At 40.3% G+C, this 20,141-nt stretch carries 20 protein-coding genes and 3 pseudogenes; 8 read left to right on the forward strand and 15 right to left on the reverse strand.

Annotated elements, in window-relative coordinates; genetic code table 11:
- Positions 1–60 precede the first annotated feature (60 nt).
- The 7 genes from MHH25_RS17835 to MHH25_RS17865 form a co-directional block, all read right to left on the reverse strand.
- The gene (locus MHH25_RS17835) at positions 61–1,695 is read right to left on the reverse strand and encodes an extracellular solute-binding protein (protein ID WP_340017693.1); all 1,635 of its coding nucleotides are present in this window, start codon (positions 1,693–1,695) and stop codon (positions 61–63) included.
- Positions 1,696–1,751: 56 nt separating this feature from the next.
- On the reverse strand, positions 1,752–2,624 hold the full coding sequence (locus tag MHH25_RS17840) for a carbohydrate ABC transporter permease (protein WP_036613592.1): 873 nt from the start codon (positions 2,622–2,624) through the stop codon (positions 1,752–1,754).
- Between the two features lie 12 nt (positions 2,625–2,636).
- Positions 2,637–3,599: an ABC transporter permease subunit gene (locus tag MHH25_RS17845; protein WP_340017694.1), complete on the reverse strand. Its 963-nt coding sequence runs from the start codon at positions 3,597–3,599 to the stop codon at positions 2,637–2,639.
- Between the two features lie 556 nt (positions 3,600–4,155).
- Entirely contained in the window at positions 4,156–4,947 is a 792-nt protein-coding gene (locus tag MHH25_RS17850) for an HAD family hydrolase (RefSeq protein ID WP_340017695.1), read from the reverse strand.
- 28 nt (positions 4,948–4,975) lie between these two features.
- Positions 4,976–5,485 (reverse strand): hypothetical protein, encoded by a 510-nt coding sequence (locus tag MHH25_RS17855; protein WP_017688037.1) that lies wholly within the window; start codon positions 5,483–5,485, stop codon positions 4,976–4,978.
- Between the two features lie 125 nt (positions 5,486–5,610).
- Positions 5,611–5,820 carry a DUF896 domain-containing protein gene (locus MHH25_RS17860; protein ID WP_017688036.1) on the reverse strand — a complete coding sequence of 70 codons (210 nt, stop codon included), beginning with the start codon at positions 5,818–5,820 and terminating at the stop codon, positions 5,611–5,613.
- Between the two features lie 95 nt (positions 5,821–5,915).
- A complete protein-coding gene (locus MHH25_RS17865; protein WP_076210088.1) occupies positions 5,916–6,293 on the reverse strand; it encodes a LysM peptidoglycan-binding domain-containing protein in 378 nt (125 codons plus the stop codon).
- A 297-nt stretch (positions 6,294–6,590) separates the two neighbouring features.
- On the opposite strand from MHH25_RS17865, the gene lexA reads away from it, so the two are divergent.
- Positions 6,591–7,217, forward strand: coding sequence for a transcriptional repressor LexA (gene lexA, locus MHH25_RS17870; RefSeq protein WP_017688034.1), 627 nt, complete (start codon positions 6,591–6,593; stop codon positions 7,215–7,217).
- A gap of 105 nt (positions 7,218–7,322) precedes the next feature.
- Here lexA and MHH25_RS17875 read toward each other — a convergent pair whose 3' ends face one another.
- Positions 7,323–8,624: an aldehyde dehydrogenase gene (locus MHH25_RS17875; RefSeq protein ID WP_340017696.1), complete on the reverse strand. Its 1,302-nt coding sequence runs from the start codon at positions 8,622–8,624 to the stop codon at positions 7,323–7,325.
- Between the two features lie 1,432 nt (positions 8,625–10,056).
- Here MHH25_RS17875 and MHH25_RS17880 point away from each other — a divergent pair.
- Both MHH25_RS17880 and MHH25_RS17885 read left to right on the forward strand, forming a co-directional pair.
- Complete coding sequence (locus MHH25_RS17880) at positions 10,057–10,695, forward strand: bZIP transcription factor (RefSeq protein WP_340017697.1); 639 nt, start codon at positions 10,057–10,059, stop codon at positions 10,693–10,695.
- 329 nt (positions 10,696–11,024) lie between these two features.
- Entirely contained in the window at positions 11,025–11,336 is a 312-nt protein-coding gene (locus tag MHH25_RS17885) for a hypothetical protein (RefSeq protein ID WP_036673874.1), read from the forward strand.
- A gap of 183 nt (positions 11,337–11,519) precedes the next feature.
- On the opposite strand, the pseudogene MHH25_RS17890 reads toward MHH25_RS17885, so the two are convergent.
- From MHH25_RS17890 to MHH25_RS17900, 3 genes and pseudogenes are all read right to left on the reverse strand, one after another.
- Positions 11,520–11,875: pseudogene (locus MHH25_RS17890) on the reverse strand (fibronectin type III domain-containing protein); the annotation flags it as partial.
- Between the two features lie 1,121 nt (positions 11,876–12,996).
- Positions 12,997–13,246 (reverse strand): annotated as a pseudogene (locus tag MHH25_RS17895) (fibronectin type III domain-containing protein); the annotation flags it as partial.
- Between the two features lie 65 nt (positions 13,247–13,311).
- Entirely contained in the window at positions 13,312–13,572 is a 261-nt protein-coding gene (locus MHH25_RS17900) for a kelch repeat-containing protein (RefSeq protein ID WP_340017698.1), read from the reverse strand.
- Positions 13,573–13,725: 153 nt separating this feature from the next.
- On the opposite strand from MHH25_RS17900, the gene MHH25_RS17905 reads away from it, so the two are divergent.
- From MHH25_RS17905 to MHH25_RS17920, 4 genes and pseudogenes are all read left to right on the forward strand, one after another.
- A complete protein-coding gene (locus MHH25_RS17905) occupies positions 13,726–14,040 on the forward strand; it encodes a hypothetical protein (protein WP_340017699.1) in 315 nt (104 codons plus the stop codon).
- Positions 14,041–14,198: 158 nt separating this feature from the next.
- Positions 14,199–14,318 (forward strand): annotated as a pseudogene (locus MHH25_RS17910) (fibronectin type III domain-containing protein); the annotation flags it as partial.
- Between the two features lie 179 nt (positions 14,319–14,497).
- Complete coding sequence (locus MHH25_RS17915) at positions 14,498–14,746, forward strand: tyrosine-type recombinase/integrase (RefSeq protein ID WP_256720001.1); 249 nt, start codon at positions 14,498–14,500, stop codon at positions 14,744–14,746.
- A gap of 595 nt (positions 14,747–15,341) precedes the next feature.
- Entirely contained in the window at positions 15,342–15,683 is a 342-nt protein-coding gene (locus tag MHH25_RS17920; protein WP_076210085.1) for a hypothetical protein, read from the forward strand.
- Positions 15,684–15,733: 50 nt separating this feature from the next.
- Here the strand turns inward: MHH25_RS17920 and MHH25_RS17925 are convergent, their stop codons facing one another.
- Positions 15,734–16,006, reverse strand: coding sequence for a hypothetical protein (locus MHH25_RS17925; RefSeq protein WP_340017700.1), 273 nt, complete (start codon positions 16,004–16,006; stop codon positions 15,734–15,736).
- Between the two features lie 97 nt (positions 16,007–16,103).
- Between MHH25_RS17925 and MHH25_RS17930 the strand changes: the two genes are divergently transcribed.
- The gene (locus MHH25_RS17930; protein ID WP_340017701.1) at positions 16,104–16,763 is read left to right on the forward strand and encodes a site-specific integrase; all 660 of its coding nucleotides are present in this window, start codon (positions 16,104–16,106) and stop codon (positions 16,761–16,763) included.
- Between the two features lie 110 nt (positions 16,764–16,873).
- Here the strand turns inward: MHH25_RS17930 and glnA are convergent, their stop codons facing one another.
- The 3 genes from glnA to MHH25_RS17945 form a co-directional block, all read right to left on the reverse strand.
- Entirely contained in the window at positions 16,874–18,202 is a 1,329-nt protein-coding gene (gene glnA / locus MHH25_RS17935; RefSeq protein ID WP_036613569.1) for a type I glutamate--ammonia ligase, read from the reverse strand.
- Positions 18,203–18,331: 129 nt separating this feature from the next.
- Positions 18,332–18,745, reverse strand: a complete 414-nt coding sequence (locus MHH25_RS17940; protein WP_017687924.1) for a MerR family transcriptional regulator — start codon at positions 18,743–18,745, stop codon at positions 18,332–18,334.
- Positions 18,746–18,827: 82 nt separating this feature from the next.
- Positions 18,828–20,081 carry a methionine gamma-lyase family protein gene (locus MHH25_RS17945; RefSeq protein ID WP_340017702.1) on the reverse strand — a complete coding sequence of 418 codons (1,254 nt, stop codon included), beginning with the start codon at positions 20,079–20,081 and terminating at the stop codon, positions 18,828–18,830.
- Between the last annotated feature and the right edge of the window lie 60 nt (positions 20,082–20,141).

Genomic DNA, 20,141 nt, shown 5'->3' on the forward strand with positions numbered 1-20,141 from the left:
CAAATTACCGTTCCACTTATATATCGGTGTGAAACGGTAATCTGGCCAACATCAAATATATTATTGCTTGTTTTCTTTGTAGGCTTTGTACGTGTCATTTGCCAGCTTCAGATAATTAGATAATCCTTGACTATCCAGCTCTTTGGCAAACGTATCGAATTCAGACAAGTCCCGCTCACCCAAGATAAATTTAAGTGTATTTTGATCCGAATAATCTTTCAGTGGTGTACTCAGAAGTGTCACCCGTTCACGGTCCTCTGAAGAGTAAGGAATTGGTGGTTCTGCCGGGATCACTTCCTTGGTATCCTTCATGTCTTGCTGGAATTTCAACTCTTCTTCACTAAACATCGATTGCAGCAGATCTGTCGTACCACCGTAGGCAAATACTCCACCAGAGAAACCAAAGTCAATACGTAGATCCTTCGTGCCTTTAGGATTCAAGCCATTGTAGTTCACATCTTCTACCAATTTACGTTTTCCACCCTCTTTGGTAAATGTTTCGCCTTCAACGCCCCATTTGGCAAACTCTTGACCCTCATCACTGTAGTATAACCAATCCACAAATTGCATAATGGATTTGAAGTTTTCGCTTTTTTGAATTTTCCCGGATATCATGACACCGTTTTCAAGTCTTGAGCCAGACATTAATTGCCCTTTTGGCCCACCAGGTACTGTAATCTTTGCAACAGAGTATTTACCTTCTCCCAGCGTTTTGTTCATATCATTTCGGTGCAGCACCACCGTTTGGGAATTACCATTAATCATGAATGATTTGCCGGATACAAATTTCTGTACAGCCTGATCATCATCCTGTGTGAAACTTTCTTTGTCCAGCAATCCTTCGGATACCAACTTGTTAAAGTACGTTAGCATTTCCTTATACTCCGGCGTAGTAGCCGTGTACACAAATTCATCCTGATCTTCCTTATACGTCAATCCGTTACCAAAACCCCATCCAGCCTTGGTACCAAAGCCGGTAGCCGCAATACCTAATGTGCTATTAAATTGGAATCGGTCCGAGAACGGAACGGAATCCGGGTACAGCTCTTTGAGTTTCTTTGCAGCGTCATACAGTTCATCCCATGTGGTTGGGATAGCAATGTTATTTTCTTCAAAAACATCTGTTCTTACGATTAATGTATAATCTGGCCATACTTCTTCATGCAGACCCGGGAGTACATAATACTTGCCATCTTCCTGTCGAAGTCCTTCGATTTCTTCTTCCAATCCCCATTTTTCCACTTTATCCTTGAAGTTGGGCATCAAATCAATATAATCACTAACGGGCAGAATCGCACCGGAAGATACAAAAGCAGATTCTTCACCAGGATAGGTCTTTGGAATAACCAGCGGTGCATCACCAGAACTGATTAGAAGAGATCTCTTCTGAGAATAGTCACTCATAGGAACAATCGTTGGCTCAAGTGTAACACCAGTCATTTCAGTCATCTTTTTGAAAAGCAACCAGTCTTTTTTGTACGGATAGGTAGGTTGATCACTATACAGTATCGATAGATTAAACGGCTCAGTCGCCTTGAATGTATCCCCTACATTGTACGTCTCCATCGCTGCCTTGGTTTGAACTTCTGTGACGTCACCTCCTGCTCCATTACCGCTGCTACATGCTGCCAGAACAACGGTCATCATTGATGCCAACACCATTTTACCAACAAACTTACGTGGCTTTTGATTCATTTAGGTTATCCCCCTGAATTTGGTTTAGGTTGACTTTGCCATAGAACTGCTACGTATTACTGTTTAACAGACCCTAACATGATCCCGGTTACAAAGTATCTTTGGACAAATGGATAGATGGTGAGTATCGGCAAGATGGTTAATACCATCGTTACTGACTTAATATTGGCAGCAATCTGTGTCAGGTTATCAGCTGAGGTTGCACCGGCAGATGCCCCACTTGTCGCTCCTGCAATCATATTGCGCAAATAAATGGTGACCGGGAACAGTTCTTTTTTGTCCAAATACAGAAAGGCTGGGAACCAGGAATTCCAATGACCTACTGCGTAGAACAGCACCATCGTTGCCATAACGGCTTTACTAAGCGGCAATATAATGCGTAACAAGATCCCGTAGGTGTTCAAACCGTCAATGGAGGCAGCTTCCTCCAGTTCTTCAGGCATATTTTCAAAAAATGACTTCATGATCAGCATGTTGTATATGCTAATTGCGCCAGGAACAACAAGTGCCCACATAGTGTTATTGAACCCAAGAGAATTAATCAACACATAGTTTGGAATCAATCCACCACTGAAGAACATCGTGAATACGGCGAACATCGTCAGAAACTTGCGACCCATCAATCTCTTTTTGGACAGTGCATATGCGAAAATAGTCGTCATAAACATGGAGATTAACGTACCTACTACAGTGTAGATAATCGTATTTTTATAATTCGTCCAGAACATGCTGTCACGTGAGATGGTCTTGTATGTCTCCACATTGAATCCTCTTGGGAACAAACTAACCTTACCCGAATTAATATAGGACTCACTACTGAAGGATTGTGCCACGACATTTAAGAATGGATAGAGCGTAATAAATACCACGAACAGCAGAAAGATGACATTGAATACTTTAAATACCTTGTAAGATCTGGATTCCTGCATGGTGCTCCTCCTTTACCATAAGCTTCTTTGTGTCAGTCTGCGTGAAATGGCATTTACGGAGAACACCAGAATCAGACCGATCAGCGATTCGAACAAGCCAATTGCGGTAGCATAACTGAAGTTACTGGATTCCAGTCCCACCCGATACAGGTAAGTGGAGATCACATCAGATGTCTCGTAGATCAGCGGATTGTACAAGAGTAAGATTTTTTCAAATCCAACAGCCAAGAAATTACCCATGTTCAAAATCAATAACGTCACAATCGTTGGCAAGATCCCTGGTAACGTTACATGAATCGTTTGCTTCCACCGATTGGCACCATCGATACGCGCAGCTTCATACAAAGAATCATCAATGGTTGTCAGTGCAGCCAGATACAGAATCGCTCCCCAACCCATACCCTGCCATACCTCGGAAGTGATATAGATTGTTCTGAACCACTCAGCCCGCTGCATAAAAGGAATATTGTCTCCGGTGAAGAAAGCCACCAGTCCATTAATGGAACCATTCACTGCTGTCAGCTGCAGGATCATACCTGCAACGATAACGATGGACAGAAAATGAGGCAGATAAGACGCGGTCTGTACAAACTTTTTGAATCGTTTACTCTTCACTTCGTTAAGCATCAAAGCAAAAATGATTGGAACCGGGAATGTAAAGAGCAATGCAAGTCCGCCCAACATCAGCGTATTACCGAATACTCTCCAGAAGGTAGGGTCTTCAATAAACATTTTGAAGTATCTTAATCCAACCCACGTTTCTCCAAATATACTTCCCCCGGGAACAAAACGTCTGAACGCAATCACATTACCAATCATCGGCCCATATTTGAAAATAAGGAGATAAATGATGGGAAGGATTAATAGTGAATACAGCTGCCAGTCTTTGCGGAACAAAGTTGCTGCCGTTCGTAATCTGCTCTCTTTACGTAAAGATGTCATGGTTAACATTGTTTTAGCGGTTTCCGACTCCATGTGTTTTCACTCCGATCCAGGACTTGATAAGTAAGAGTAATTCATGTACATTTCCCATCGTTTCTCCTCTTGTAGAGGGCAACAATTCCTTCAACTTCACCCCCACTACCAAATAGATAATTGCTAAATGTAAGCGATATCAATTCGGTGTATTATGTTGAATCACACAATCCAAGGTGCTTCACCTCATTCATTAGCACTTACTAAGTGGTGTGATTTCCAAATCGGAAGAAGATACTCTAAAATATTAAGCGCTTACAATCAATCGAAAATAATAAGCAATAACTCCCTGCCTCCATTTAATGAAGTAAGTCAAAAAGATATTGCTTTATGACAATCTAAATACTAGTCATACTAGTATGTTAGTTACATTCTAATCCAGCTTCCCTCTAATTTCAATAACTTTTAGCAAAAAAAATGGAGATCTCTTTTAACAAGGTAATTTACTCAACAAGCTCAAATAAAAAAACATTGGTAACTTCAAGAACGACATCATCGTTCATTGAAGCTTCCAATGTTTCAGGGTGCTGAGGAAAGATGTTATAACTGATTCCGCTTAGAAATTAGCAATAAGCTGATTTAATTCCGATAAATGTGTTATTTCATGGTCTGGCGCATACGCTTCATTGTTGGTCTTATGCTCACGGTTAATCCATACGGATTGGATGCCAGATGATAAAGCACCACGAATATCAGTCGTTAACTTGTCTCCAACCATCATGCTCTCTTCGGGTTTAACACCCAGTTTACTCAAAGCATGTTCAAATATCGACGGATCTGGTTTTCCTTTTCCGAAGTTACCCGAGATAATAATCTCATCAAAGAAAGGAGTCAATTCAGGTACACCATCCAACTTTTCTTGTTGCAAAGCAGGACAACCGTTTGTTAACAACAACAGTTTGTACTTGCCTTGTAACTGACGCAAGGTATCCATCGTTTCTTCGTACACATGAGGTCTGGATCTCCGTTCTACTCCAAACTGCGCAGCAAGTTGTTCAGCAAGATCTTCCCGATCTATACCCAACTTCAACAAGCCACGACGCCAGGATTCTTTACGGTAAACTGGAGCAAGCTGTTCCAACTGACGGAACTCAGGTTGATCCCCACCAGTAAAGTTAGCCCATAGGCCTTCAAACGGATTGATTCCAATCATTTTGGTAAAAGGAAAGGTTTCATATGATTCATACAGTCCACGTGCCTCATTACGAACAGCTTCTTCAAGTTCTTCTGGTTTGACCCCAGTCTCTTGCGCTGCGATTAGACAAGTCTCATGAAAAGCTTCTCGAACACTACGCTCATCCCATAATAAAGTATCATCTAGGTCGAACAAAATCGCTTTTAACGCCATTCCGATCATCTACCCCTTTATGCAATAATTACTTTTCGACGGTTTCCACGGTGATCTGGTGTGCTTTTGCAAACTTCAGCAAACGTTCTGCAATCGCATCTGTATCGTAACGGTTCAATAACTTGGTGAACACCCATCTTTTCCCGCGACTGTTATGTTCGATAACAACTGTACCTGGTTCAATTCTGAATTTGACGATATCGTCAACCCCAATTGAACGTTCACGATTACCCTTCGTCGTTATAATCCGATTACTGCTAATCTTGATGTATGGACGTCGAAGCATGAAGATGACTGCCAAAAATACGTAAAGCAGCATGGTCACCCAGTCCCAAGTTGTCATTGGAGCTTGCACAAGGAACGTGCTCATAAACAGATACAAAAAGGCGAGACCAATCAAAAATATAGGGAACAAAAGACTGCGTCCCTTAAAGACTTCTTCACCTGGTGTACCTGTGATTGGTTGACCACTTTTTTTGCGTTGCTGATTTAACTGCTTGGAATTTTTCTTAACCGTTCTCTCGAACGAACGCGACATGAGAATCCCCCTTATGTGTCTTTGTATCGGCTTACATAATTGCAAACCAACATTTCCCCCTATAAATTGCACACTCAAAATAACAGGAAGAAACCTAAATATCATAATGATATCATTAGGTTTCGTTAGTGTTTGAGTTTGCCTTGGTGGCCTTTGTCATTCTCATCATCAACAATCTCAATGGTATCCAGTTGTTGTCTGAAATTGCTGCGAATATTACTCAAATAAATCTCTCTTAGTTCGGCACGTTCAGCAAGTTCTTCCTCCGACAATCCAGTGGACTTTTGCTTACGAGCCAATTCGTTAATGCGTGCTACCAGACTATCTATATCCAAGCTTGTCCCCTCCAAAAATACAAAGTCATATTAACTTTGCCATTATAAAGGCTGCTTGTCAAGTTGACACGCGCTAACACTCATTGATGTGCATTTTATTCTGCAAATTGCGGTAGAGCTAGTACTTGTCCCACTTGGATGGATGTTGTATGAAGTTGATTCACTTTCTTAATCGCTTCTATATAAATACGTGTATCCATATTCGTCGGTTTATGTTCCAAAGAAATACTCCATAATGTTTCCCCTTGTGAAACAGCTATCTTTCCTCCTGGCAGAACATCATTCTCATTGCCGGCAAATACAGTTAAAACGGTGCTGCATCCAATAAATATAATCATAGAAGTAATGGCTACCTTTAACATCCATGAAGAAATCTTGAAACGCGCTAAAACCTTCTTGTAGTTCCCTATGTTAGACTTCACCAGTTCCGAATTCATTGGTTCATAAATGCTTTGATAAGTAGAATATCTCATTAAATCCCCGCCTCCAAACGTTTGTTCCTATCTGTTGAAATCAATATAACACGAACACTTGTTTTGTTCAATAGATTTTCAGAACAATTGTTCGCTTCTTTTTTAGAAGGAACAATATCTTATTTCAAGTACTTGTGCAAAACATTTGCAGTATTATGCTCTGACTTTTGGACAATTTCTGTTCTATAAGCTAAAAAACACTGATTTAATGCTATTTTATTTAGAACTTATGTTTGTACGAACGGAGGTTCTATGTTATAATTTTCCCAAACGTTACTAAAATGGGGTTGATACGGTATGTCGAAGATATCCAGCAGGCAGCAGGCTATTCTGGAGTTTATACGAAATGAAGTCCGGTTGAAGGGGTATCCTCCTTCCGTACGGGAAATTGGTGAAGCGGTTGGACTGGCTTCCAGCTCAACAGTACATGGACATTTGGATCGTTTGGAGAAAAAAGGTTTGATCCGACGCGACCCTACCAAGCCAAGAGCCATTGAGCTTTTGAGCCAGGAAGAATCTGAGCATTCTCATCAATTTGCTCATAGCGTTGCACGTATTCCTGTCGTTGGTAAGGTTACAGCCGGGGTTCCAATCACTGCAACCGAGAACATTGAAGACTACTTCCCTCTTCCTACACATTATGTAGGCGAACAGAAAGTGTTTATGCTTTCAGTAGTCGGAGATAGTATGGTGGAAGCTGGAATCGTTAATGGAGATTATGTTATTGTCCGTCAACAGCAAACTGCTGATAACGGTGATATCGTCGTTGCAATGACTGAAGACGATGAAGCTACAGTGAAAACGTTCTATAAAGAGAAAGATCATATTCGCCTTCAACCGGAGAATGCGACCTTCGAACCTTTACGTTTGAAACATGTTAGTATTCTGGGTAAAGTCATTGGCCTTTTCCGAGATATTCATTAATATTTAACTTGAGTAACAAAACTAGATGTAATGAAATACGAAAGAGGTTATCCTGATCAACAGGACAACCTCTTTTTTTCATGTTTATGTTATTTTAGCGGCTAATTATTCACTGCGTTTCAGAACACTTTTGTGATGCGAGAACACATCAAAGCTCTGTTGTCCGTGATATGAGCCCATGCCGCTCTCTCCTACACCACCAAACGGAAGGTAGTGTGATGTCATATGAGAAAGTGTGTCATTAATACATCCCCCACCGAAGGATACTTGATTCAGAACCTGATTCTGCAGTTGCTCATCCTGTGTGAAGAGATATAGTGCCAATGGTTTTGGCCGGCGAACAATCTCATCTAGCATAGGATTCAGGTCACTGTACGTAAATACAGGAAGAATCGGACCAAAGATCTCTTCTTGCATGACAGCTGATTCCCAGTTCACATCTCCAAGTACAGTCGGCTCAATGAGCAACTGCTCTCGTACAGAACGTCCACCAATCAGCGTTTTGCCATCTGTTAGGAATTTCGACAACCGATCAAAGTTACGCGAGTTAACAATATGCGGGAAATCAGCGTTCTGTAACACATCGTCCCCAAATTTATCTTTGATCTCTGCGCCAATCAGATTTATCAATTCGTCATGAACTTGTTCATGTACAAGCAAATAATCCGGAGCAACGCAAGTTTGGCCTGCATTCAGGAACTTACCACGAACAATACGCTGGGCCACCAGCTTCAGTTCTGCATCGTTATGGACAATAGCAGGACTCTTGCCCCCTAGCTCCAGGGTTACAGGAGTCAAATGCTCCGCAGCTGCCTTCATAACAATGCGACCAACACCTGTGCTTCCTGTGAAGAAAATATAATCAAACTTCTCTTTCAACAATGCTGTACTGGCTTCAACTTCCCCTTCCATAACGGCGATATACTCCTGAGGGAAGATCTCCTGAATCAGATCATATGTCAGACGAGATACCGCTGGTGTTAATTCAGAAGGCTTGATAACTGCACAGTTACCGGCTGCAATTGCTCCAATCAGTGGACCAAAGGCCAGTTGGAAAGGATAGTTCCAAGGTGCAATAATAAGAGCCACTCCGTATGGTTCAGGGTAAATGGTGCTCACCCCATCCGGCATAGCCGAATTGGTTGGGACTTGTTTTGGTACAGCCCATTCCTGCAGGTGTTCTAATGCAAAATCCAGTTCACCCAGAACAATGCGAATCTCGGAACCGTAAGCTTCCGCCTCTGATTTGTTCAAATCTGCCCGAAGTGCATCTTGAATCCGTTGCTGATACTTTTCAATTCCTTTTCTAAGCTGTTGAAGTGAATTAATCCGATACTCAATATTTTTAGTTTGTCCTGTATAAAAAAATGTACGTTGATCTGTCACCAGTTGTTTTGCCTGATCCATATTAACATCTCCAATTAATTATTTAAAATTAAATTGTTAAAAATTTAATTAAAGTATACCTCTTCTATATGAAACTTTCAACATACAAATGAAACATTTATTTGTATGTATTTGAACGATGGTTGGAATTTTTATAGAGTGAAAGCTAGTACTTGCTACTATGTAGTGGCTATTAGAATTTCTAAGGAAGCTTAATTTAGATTTTTTGCTTCCGACAGTTTGATGCACTGTAAGAAAGAATTCTAATCTCAGTTTCTCTTTAATAAGTTAGTAGATAAATGACAATCGTTTTGCGCTAAAACAAGCATGAAGTGATACAATTCATCAGATGGAGAGGTTTAGTTACCAAATATAAAAAAACTCCCCTTTCATTAATGAAAAGAGAGTTTTGCGGTTTACCATTATCTAAATCGACGAAAGAATGTGTTTTGTTATATAAATGTAAGCCTTGGTTACAAATAAACACAGAAATGTGGGCTGGTGAAGAAGAATTCAGGGGACATTTTTGGGCATTTTGTGGGCGCCTTTTTTTCTTATTATAATGAAGAAACTCATTTCAAATACTCATTTTGATTGCATTACTACTCTGACATTAAAAGCAATAAATTATAGCGCTGGTTAAATTAAAAATCTCCTAAACAAAATATTAAACTTATACAAATATTGTAAATTATAAGCTCGCAATTCATAAGCGATACAATCCCTTTAATTAACCGAGATAATTTCGGCTAAAGAAATCGAGCGGAACTCACCCTCTAACATCAACTTTATTTCACACCGTACAAAGTCTAATCCCACAACTACTCCTGAAATCGGCTCTTCAAAGAAAGAGTTAAATAATTTCAAATAAACCGTCTACTACTATTATAAGAGCCAACTAGTACCTAACTGGTCCGCTGTGTTTCCTGATCGTCCAAATCAGGGTTGCCGCGGCTCTCTGTGTTCAGCCATAATCAACCTGGATGTCTCACAATCCGTTATCTATCAGTCTGCTACGCATGAAAGCCCCATAATATTAGCCCAAAAATCGATGTTCCCAGAAGTTCGTGTGCGGCCTACCTTAGGACGTTCTCCCCACCCAGCCTTCTAAGATCACTTTGTAGGACATTTCAGACCATCTTCCAAATGTATAGTTTTCCGCTCCCACAAGAGCGTCAAGAGCAGCCATGACGTTCGTCTTATGTTTACCCGTTTCGGCTATAATCTCATGTATAGTAGGAAACCTACGCCGTCCACCTTTGTACTTATCTAAGATCCGGAGGACCTTTCTTTAACAATCCTTTAACATATCAATCACCTCACCAATACTATGTGAGAAAATAAGTTCGTTTTTAACATTAAATTCAGAGATATCTGCAATTATATATAGAAACATTTACCTAGGTCTGATAGACTATGTAATAAGAATATTAATAGGAGGATTATTAGTAATATGAAAATAGTACCAGGAATTTTGCTTATTTCCGCATTTTTAACACTTGCAGCTTGCTCACCTCAACCTAATGCCGATTTAAAAAGTGATGGGGTCGTCGCAAATGAAGTGGAGTCCACTGTGTCGCAAACAGAACCAACAGAAGAGTCAAAAGATGAAATAACAACAGATTCTGTCAATGAGGAACAAGAAATTACTGCAACTACAATTAAAAAAAATGATACAGTAACGATAGACGGGTATGCGGAGCTTTCAGTCTCTAAACAAAAGTTTTCTAAAAAGATTGAACCTTCAAAACCAGGTAATTTCTACACGTACTACGAATCAAAGGAAGAAGATTCTACATATTTTGCACTCACTGTAAAAGCTAAAAATTTATATACTACTGGCATTGATGCAGATGAAATAGCAAATGTCACCTTGATATATGATAATCAGTATGACTACCCTACATTCAGCACTGTTGAGGAAAAAGGAGGAGAAGACTTTACTTATAGCAACATCACTAGTGTCAATCCTCTAAAAACTACAACGTTATATTATCTAGCCGAGATACCGAACGAAGTCGCTGATAGTGATAAACCGTTAAAAGCTCTGATTAAGGTAAAAGACAATACTTTTGAATATACCATTAGATAATTAAAGGCCCTCCCACATATTTGATGGCAGGGCCATTTTTTCACATAAATTAGAACGTTCGTTCTTTAATATACAACAAAATTTCCTAGTCATTTGGACCAGTACATTTATAGTAGCATTCATGGTAGAGAGTAGTAACATCATCCCCAGTTTACTATGAAAATATTCTTAATCAGTTGGAGGAATTTTTGGAAGTTACGTTAGTAGATCTGTAGGGTGTGAAATACAAATCACAACGTGATATATGTCATAATTTTACATTGAATTATATGGTATTTTTAGAAAGTAAAGTTTTATAATTCATTCACAAAAATTTAGGAGGTATTTACATGAAAAAGAAACTAGCCACAATTGGAGCGCTCACTGCTATTGTAGCAAGTATTGCTGTTCCAGCATCACTTGCTTCTGCCTCATCTTCTGTTCAAGGTTCTGTAACTGCACAAAGTGTTACGATTCAGGCGACGCAAAAATATGTGAGATATTCAGATGCTAACAATAAGTATGGAGATGCGAAGTATGTTCCAAAGACATATACTTATGCTGATGGAGTTTGGTATGGAGTACTCAATCTAGCATCTACTACCTACTCAAACGGATTATATTACGGAAACTATGAAGGTTACGTAACGAAAATGGAGTAATTTTGTCATCATAATAAAATTCACGTATATTAAATATAACAATAATAAAAGAAGGCTTCTGAATTCAATCAGAAGCCTTCTTTTATTACAGGGACATCTAAATGACCCATCAGAATAACCGTTGGAGAATAACTACCTTTATTATTCACTTACCTCAAACGTCAGAACCCGATCATATAAGATCTAGTCCTTATTGCTCTTGAAAGGCCCTTTCTTATTTTCATGCTTGTCAATTGCATAAGATGTTTTTCTGCTTCCAGCTTGTTTTGCTTCGTACCAATCGATAAAGCTGTTAACTTCTTGCATAATCAGATCGAACTCTTTTTCTAAGCCGGTAGTCATGGTCCCACAAGGATAGCACGGTTCAGGTTCAACTGCAGGCCCTTGAGGAGTGGCAGATGCCTCATTGGAAATTCAGATTCAACACTATTAACAATAGCACTCACTCCAAAATAGTATGTAGTTCCATTAGTTAGTCCCGGAATAACGAAATTCCCAAATTGATCTTTTGTAGCTTTTACTGTTTCTGTAACTTGCCCGATTCGATTCAATAATAAATTATGTATTTTTCAACGTTCTGAGGAGCCATGTATGGCCTCCGTTTTTGTGTCCTGAATTCGTACTATTTCGGAAGTATCTACCGCCCATAATCTTAATGGATAACAGGTTATATCCTTTTAATGGAGCGCCATAATCAATGAGTTGCTCAGGATCCACTTGGATTCCTGCAGATGGATACGCGTACCTGAGTCAAGGCTGCTGTGAGGAAGTCTTGAAACTCGTTTCAAATACTCACTTTGATTATATTACTACTCTGACATTGACCGCAAGATATCTAGTCTATATGACGCTGGTTAACTCGAAAATCTCCTAATTAAAATAACATGCTTATACAGATATTATAAAGGTATAAGATCGCAATTCTAAAGCGATACAATCTCATTAATTAACAGAGAACAATTTCGGCTAAAGAACCCAGCGGAACTCATCCTCTAACATCAGCTTTATTTCACACCGTGCAGAATTTAATCCCACAACTACTCCTGAGATCGGCTCTTAGAAGAATGGGTTAAATAATATCAAATCAACCGTACTACTTCTATTATAAGAGTCAACAAGTACTTCACTGATCCGTTGCATTTCCCAATCGTCAAGTTCCGGCTTACCACGTCTCTTCTGTTGCTCACACTGAGCCAATCATGCCTCTCTGTGTTCAGGCATAATCATTCTAGATGTCTCATACAATCCGTTATCCTTCCGCCTGCTACGCATGACAAGCCCCCTTAATATTGAGTCCAATAGTCAATGTTCCCAGAGGATGGTGTGTGGTCTACCTTAGGACGTTCACCCTCACGTTCCCAACCCTCAAGGATAACAATATTGGCCGTATCCGACCTGTTATCCCAGTGTATGTATCCCGCAACCACTAGAGCGTCCATAGCAACCATGACGTCTGGTTTATGCTTGCCCGTTTTGACTGTAAGTTCATGGATAGTAGGAAATCTACGCCGTCCACCTTTGTAGTTATATAAGATCCTAAGGACCTTTCTTTGATAATCCGTTAACAAGTAAATCACTTCGTGAACACTATATGCGAAGATAAGTTCTTAACGAAACAAGAAAAAAGCCCCATCAGCATAAGTGGACGGAGCATTCCTCATTAGTATTCACTTACCTCACACGTAAGTACACGATCGAATATGATGTTAGTCCTTGCCGCTCTTGAACGGGCATTTGTTATTATCTTGCTTGTCAATCGCGTATGATGCATTTCTGCTTACTGCTTATTTTGTTTCATTCCAATCGATGAAACTATTTACTTCTTGCATGCTCAAGTCAAATTCTTTTTCCAGGCCGGTAGTCATAGTTACAACGAGGATCGCACGATTTCCTGTAGGTTGTCCAGGTTCTGGATCAGAAATCGTTGCTGGATTTGTGGGTTCATTTTTATAAATGTAAATTTTCAGGGCTGTCTTCAAAGTACTACTTCCATTAGTACCACCAATAATAAAATATCTCCATTGACAGTTACTGCTACGCTTTGATTTCTTGGGGTAGTTAAATCTTTGAATGATCTAACTTCGTTGATTTCAGGATTATATACTTCTACTCTTGATTGTGAGTTAGTATTGTTAAGCCCACCTAATACATAAATTTCCCCATTATAAACAGTTGAAGGTGCAGAAATAGTAGCTGTTTTAAAGCTATTTATTTTTGTCCATGTGTCATTAGCCACAATATACTCGTATATTGCCCTAGACATCCCACTAGTGAAACTGGTTCCTCCGCCATAAGTATACATTTTTCAAATGTATAGAAAAATTTGACATTTATAATGTAAATATATACTATTAAATAGAAACATATTCCAATTAGAAGGGTGATACAAATGAAGAAAAAGTTTATGATTGGTCTTTTAACCATCGTTACATGCTTTACTCTTGGCTCTACATCTTTTGCAGCTAGTGATATGACCAAAACTTCAAACAATACCACAACGGAAAATGTGAAAGTAGCCCCTTATGCTTCGATGGATATTTATAGAGGAATAATCTACAAAAAATCAGATTACCCTGATGGTAACGACATACCAAATAAAATTTATTATTCTGAAGGAGCCTTATCTGGTTGGATAACGCTAGTTGAGATCAAAAGCCTTACAGGTGTAACTTGGATTGCCTACTATCAAGGAACCATTAGTTAACCATAATAAATTCCAGAACTCCCTCCTATATTTGTGAAATTTAGGAGGGAGTTCTGATTCTAGTAATTGTGCTTTATCGACTAATGTACGTCGATTATATTATCAACTCTGCCAATGCATTTGAAGGAGAATACATATGAACGCCAGTGGAACCTAATCCCGATCCATTACCGTCAGGTGACCGTGCTATACTTGTAATTACAATGACAACAGGCTTGGAGAAAGAATACGATCTTCCAATGATTGATGTAAATGCATTCCTCAATTGGTATGATGCTCATGATGTAGGAGTTGGTCCGGCCAAAGGATATGTCCATTTACAAATAAATGCGCCATAGGTTTAATATGAACAATCTGGTTTATCGCTTCAAGATTATCTGGATTTTTGGATCAACGATTATAAATAAGGAAGTGTTCGGAAGAATACATTGGGGAAAGATACCACCATGACCTTGATCTGGTTCTATGTAGGGAAGATGGAAACTTCATGCCTAAATCATCATTGTTCAATGCCTTCTCCCGCATCTTACAACGTTGTGATCTCCCATCCCTCCCCATTCACTCTCTCCGACATACCTGCGCTGTTCTTTTACTTGAGTCCGGGGCAGATATGAAATTCGTTCAAGAACAATTAGGTCACGGAAGTATTCAGATCACATCAGATGTATATGCCACATCTCAGGCAAGATCCAGAAAAGCAATATAGATAGATTTGAGAAATTCACTGAGGAAATTTTCGAATAGAAAAATATTTTGTGGGCATTTTGGATTCTCTTTAAATATGTAGGTGCTTGCCCACAAAAAGAAAAATCCCTCAACGATAGAGCGCCAAGGGATTGAGCTATTGTACAACCTGATATATTGATCGCGTTCCCGTTGATGGACTGGTGTGCAGTTTATGTACGATCGCTTCATATTATTGTTTCTTTCAATATTTATGCGCTATTTACGAAATAGAATAGGAACTAAAGTTCGTAGTTGATCATAGCTTTTCACGACATTAGGGACATTTAGGAGACAATTTGGGGGATGTCCCACGAACTTTAAATGAACCTTCAGTACAGCTCCAATGGATTATAATCATATATCAGAAACACCCCTTTATAATAGTACAACAGCGGTTTGGCGATACCGTTTGCCACACTCAAAAGCATCGACCAAAAGGTTAGCGAGTTTTTTTATTTATCAAAACCAAAATAGTAGTGTAAAAACTTAAATTTTTAATTATTGTATATATTTTACATATAAGGTATGATAAATTTACCGATCGGGATAATATAACTAAAGGGAGAGTAGATTAAATGAAAAAGAAATTACTTGCTGGATTATTAGCTGTATCTGCATGTTTTTCAATTGGATCCACGTCCTTCGCTGCTGATGCCACTATTTCAACACCTAATTCTTCACCATCGGAAATGTCCCAGGTGATAGCACCTCATGCTTTTTTTGAGCGCGATATTTACCTAAAAGTAGGCCAACCTGGACAATGGTATAGCGGCTACACTTATGATGTGATCTATAGCGATGGCGCTTGTGATATTGGCCCTGACTTTTTAGTTACTCCTATTCAACCTGGGCTTACAGTTGTAAGTGCAAACCACGGTACTTATACGATACTTTTCAAATTCCATGTTAGCTATTAGTATTAACGAACAATGACAAACTTTTGTGCACCCATGCCAGGTGTACTAAATTAACAGGCGCTGTCAGGAGTCCCTCCGACAGTTCCTGTTTTAAATCGAACTGGTTTTCCTATTCTTTCATTACGATAGTTAATAACTAACAACCTCCAAAAATCATAGCTACCTATATTATCATCTATGCAGTCCTTGTAAAACTCATAACCTTCTTCTGTCCATTTAGGATATTCCATGTTCTCCTTTGCCTTATGAAGTGTAATCCACTTGGCCTGCGATTTAACAATGGCCTTCAGCTCCTCCAACTGTTTCATCACTTCTATCGTCATAGGCTTCTCCCCCTTCACGGATTTAGTCTTCAGTCCCAGGTATGCCACAACACCATGAACATGACCGTCAATAATCGCATCAATCACCGAAGCCTGCTTGAGACGATCCAAAAAGGAAGTCCACTTTATTGATTCCGATGATATACCATTGTTTATGCAAAACTCTCGTCATTATGGTTATGTATACTGGATATTTTTCCGAGTGTTAATTGAAACTGGTATGCGAAAAGGCGAAGCAGCTGCTCTAAAATGGATCGATATTGATTTGGATAATCATTTCATTACAATTGATGAAACTCTAGATTTTACAGCGAAAAACAAAGAAGAATTATTCGGTGACACCAAGACAGAAAAATCAGAAAGAAAAATAAAAATTACTACAAATCTAGTTAATGACATCAAATTTCACAGAGAGTGGCAGGAACATAACAAAGGGATACTTGGGGATAGATACCACCATGACCTTGATCTGGTTCTATGTAGGGAAGATGGAAACTTCATGCCTAAATCATCATTGTTCAATGCCTTCTCCCGCATCTTACAACGTTGTGATCTCCCATCCCTCCCCATTCACTCTCTCCGACATACCTGCGCTGTTCTTTTACTTGAGTCCGGGGCAGATATGAAATTCGTTCAAGAACAACTAGGTCACGGAAGTATTCAGATCACATCAGATGTATATGCCCACATCTCAGGCAAGATCCAGAAAAGCAATATAGATAGATTTGAGAAATTCACTGAAGAAATTTTCGAATAGAAAAATATTTTGTGGGCATTTTGTGGGCACTCTCTTAATATTTGAATTTATAATGTTTTGCCCACAAGCAGAAAAACCCCTCAGCGCTAGAGCGCCAAGGGATTGAGCTATTAGTACAAAGTAATATATTGATCGCGTTCCCATTGGTGGACTTGTGTTCTATACATATCCCACTCAATTTCTTTCAGCTCATAGAAGTGAGCCAAGGCGTGGTCGCCGAGAGCATCACAGATGACTTCGCTACGGATCAATTCATTCAATGCTTCTTTCAGGTCAGCTGGCAAGCTTGGAATGCCTTCTTCCACACGCTCTTCTTCTGACATGATGTAGATGTTACGGTCAATTGGAGTTGGTAAGGAAAGCTCACGTTTGATTCCGTCCAGACCTGCTTTTAACAGAACAGACAAAGCCAGGTAAGGGTTAGCAGCCGGATCCGGGTTACGAACCTCAACACGTGTACTCAGACCACGGGAAGCTGGAATACGAATCATTGGGCTACGGTTACTAGCAGACCATGCTACATAACAAGGTGCTTCATAACCTGGTACAAGACGTTTGTATGAGTTCACGGTTGGGTTAGTAATTGCTGCAAACGCACGTGCGTGCTTCAGAGTTCCAGCCATGAAGTGACGAGCAGTTTTGCTCAGACCCAACTCGTCCGACTCATCAACAAATGCGTTCTCATTGCCTTTGAACAAGGATTGGTTACAGTGCATACCGGATCCGTTCATACCAAACAGTGGTTTCGGCATGAATGTAGCATGTAAACCATGCTGACGTGCAATCGTTTTAACAACGAGTTTGAACGTTTGGATCTGGTCAGCAGCTTTCAGAGCATCAGCATATTTGAAGTCGATCTCATGCTGACCTGGAGCTACCTCATGGTGGGAAGCTTCGATCTCAAAGCCCATTTCTTCAAGTGTGATAACGATGTCACGACGACAGTTTTCACCAAGATCCGTAGGCGCAAGGTCGAAATAACCACCTTGGTCATTCAGTTCGTTAGTCGGGTTTCCTTTTTCGTCTGTTTTGAACAAGAAGAACTCGGGTTCAGGACCAACGTTGAAGGAAGTGAATCCCATATCTTGGGCTTCCTTCAGGTTACGTTTCAAGATACCACGTGGATCTCCTGGGAATGGATTACCATCCGGAAGATATACGTCGCAAATCAGACGTGCAACACGGTTCTCTGCAACCCATGGGAAAATAAGCCAAGAATCTAGATCTGGATAGAGGTACATGTCGGACTCTTCAATACGTACATAACCTTCAATGGAAGATCCATCGAACATCATCTTGTTATCCAGAGCCTTAGTCAACTGACTCACAGGAATCTCAACGTTTTTGATAGCTCCAAGCAAATCAGTAAATTGCAATCGAATGAATCGTACGTTTTCTTCTTTCGAAATGCGGAGAATGTCTTCTTTTGTATAACTCACTATAACCTCTCCCTTTCTTATCTGCGTATTTGGCTTGCCTGTTATATTTGTACATTAGAAAGTTCCACGGGTCAAGGAGTCTCACACCAAAAGTGCATGTTTTCCCCTCACTCGCCAAGTTATGCGAATTTAGTTTTTATTAAAGAATCGGGAAAGCTCTCCCTGAATGAGAGATACTTGTCCTGGTCTCTTACCTGATACAAGCTGCTGCTTCAGCAAGCGGTGCAACTGCGTATCGGACAGCTCTCTGCGTTTAACTTCAGTATCTGGCGTGATAACTGTAGCTTCCTCGGATTCTTTTGAAACAGGATTCATCACTTGTTTGATGCCCGCGATGTTAACTCCTTTTTCAATCAAAGCCTTGATCTCTAGCAATCTCTCTACGTCATTAAAAGAGAATAACCGTTGATTACCTGACGTTCTCGCAGGAACGATCAAGCTGTGCTGCTCATAGTAACGAATCTGACGTGCAGACAGATCCGTAAGTTTCATTACAATACCAATTGGGAATAAGGCCATATTTCTGCGGATTTCATCACCCATGTTCATCAACCTTCCAGTCATCTATTCTTCACCCTATTGTACATTTAGTTATTACCAAGTGTCAATGACGTGTTAGATAAACTCACAATAATTTACGATTTTTCATTGTCTGTAACGCCATCAAAACGCCATATTTGACATGAGAGTACGTTAATCCGCCTTGCATATACCCGATATACGGCTCCCGAATAGGCGCGTCGGCTGATAATTCCAGACTTCCACCCTGAATGAACGTACCTGCCGCCATAATGACAGGGTGCTCATAACCAGGCATATCCCACGGTTCAGGAACCACATGGCTATCCACAGCTGCTGCACGCTGAATCCCCTGCACGAAGGCGATCAGATGCTCGGCAGAGCTAAACTTAACAGCCTGGATCAGATCTGTGCGAACTTCATTCCAGGCGGGTTTGGTTACAAATCCGGATTCAGCAAACATCGCGGCAGCAAACGTACTTCCTTTGATAGCTTGTCCTACAATTGTCGGTGCCATGTAAAGTCCTTGGTAGATGCCACGTGTTGTCCCCAGCATTGCCCCAACCTCTCCCCCAATTCCAGGGGCTGTTAGACGATAAGCTGCCAGCTGTACGTATTGTTCCTTCCCACATATGTATCCACCGGTTTCCGCAATGCCTCCACCAGGATTCTTGATCAGTGATCCGGCCATCAGATCAACTCCGACTTCTGTCGGTTCACGTTCCTCCGTGAATTCACCGTAACAATTGTCTACGAATACGATGACATCTTCCTTAAGCTCTTTAACACGCGTAACCATGTCAGCAATCTCAGCAACACAGAAGGATGAGCGCCAGTCATAACCACGTGAACGTTGAATCCCAATGACTTTTGTAGCCGGTGTAATGCTTTTTTCAACTGCTGCCCAGTCCACTCCACCTTCATCAGTTAAGGCCGTCTCACGGTAACCGATGCCAAAATCGCCTAATGAACCTGTGCCATCACCGGGTTTGCCAATAACTTTATGCAATGTGTCGTAAGGCTTACCCGTGATGTACAATAATTCGTCACCCGGACGCAAAACTCCAAAGAGAGCTGTACTAATCGTATGAGTACCTGAAGCAAAATGAGGGCGCACCAACGCGGCTTCCGCGCCGAATACATCAGCATATACTTCATCAAGTACTTCACGCCCACGATCGTTATAGGCATAACCTGTTGAACCTGCAAAGTGAAAATCACTTACTTTTCGCTGTTGGAAAGCATTAATCACCTTCCATTGATTGTGATCTGTGATCCGATCAATCTGTTGCAGTTGTCCTTCAATCTGACGCTCCACTTGACGTTGAAGTTCAGATATTTCTGAATCAAAGCTTACCATCTTACTTCATTCCCCTTCATAGCACGAATCTGACGTCGAATATCCATTATCGTGTAACTT

This window comes from Paenibacillus sp. FSL H3-0457, from assembly GCF_037981725.1.
Classification (GTDB): domain Bacteria; phylum Bacillota; class Bacilli; order Paenibacillales; family Paenibacillaceae; genus Paenibacillus; species Paenibacillus amylolyticus.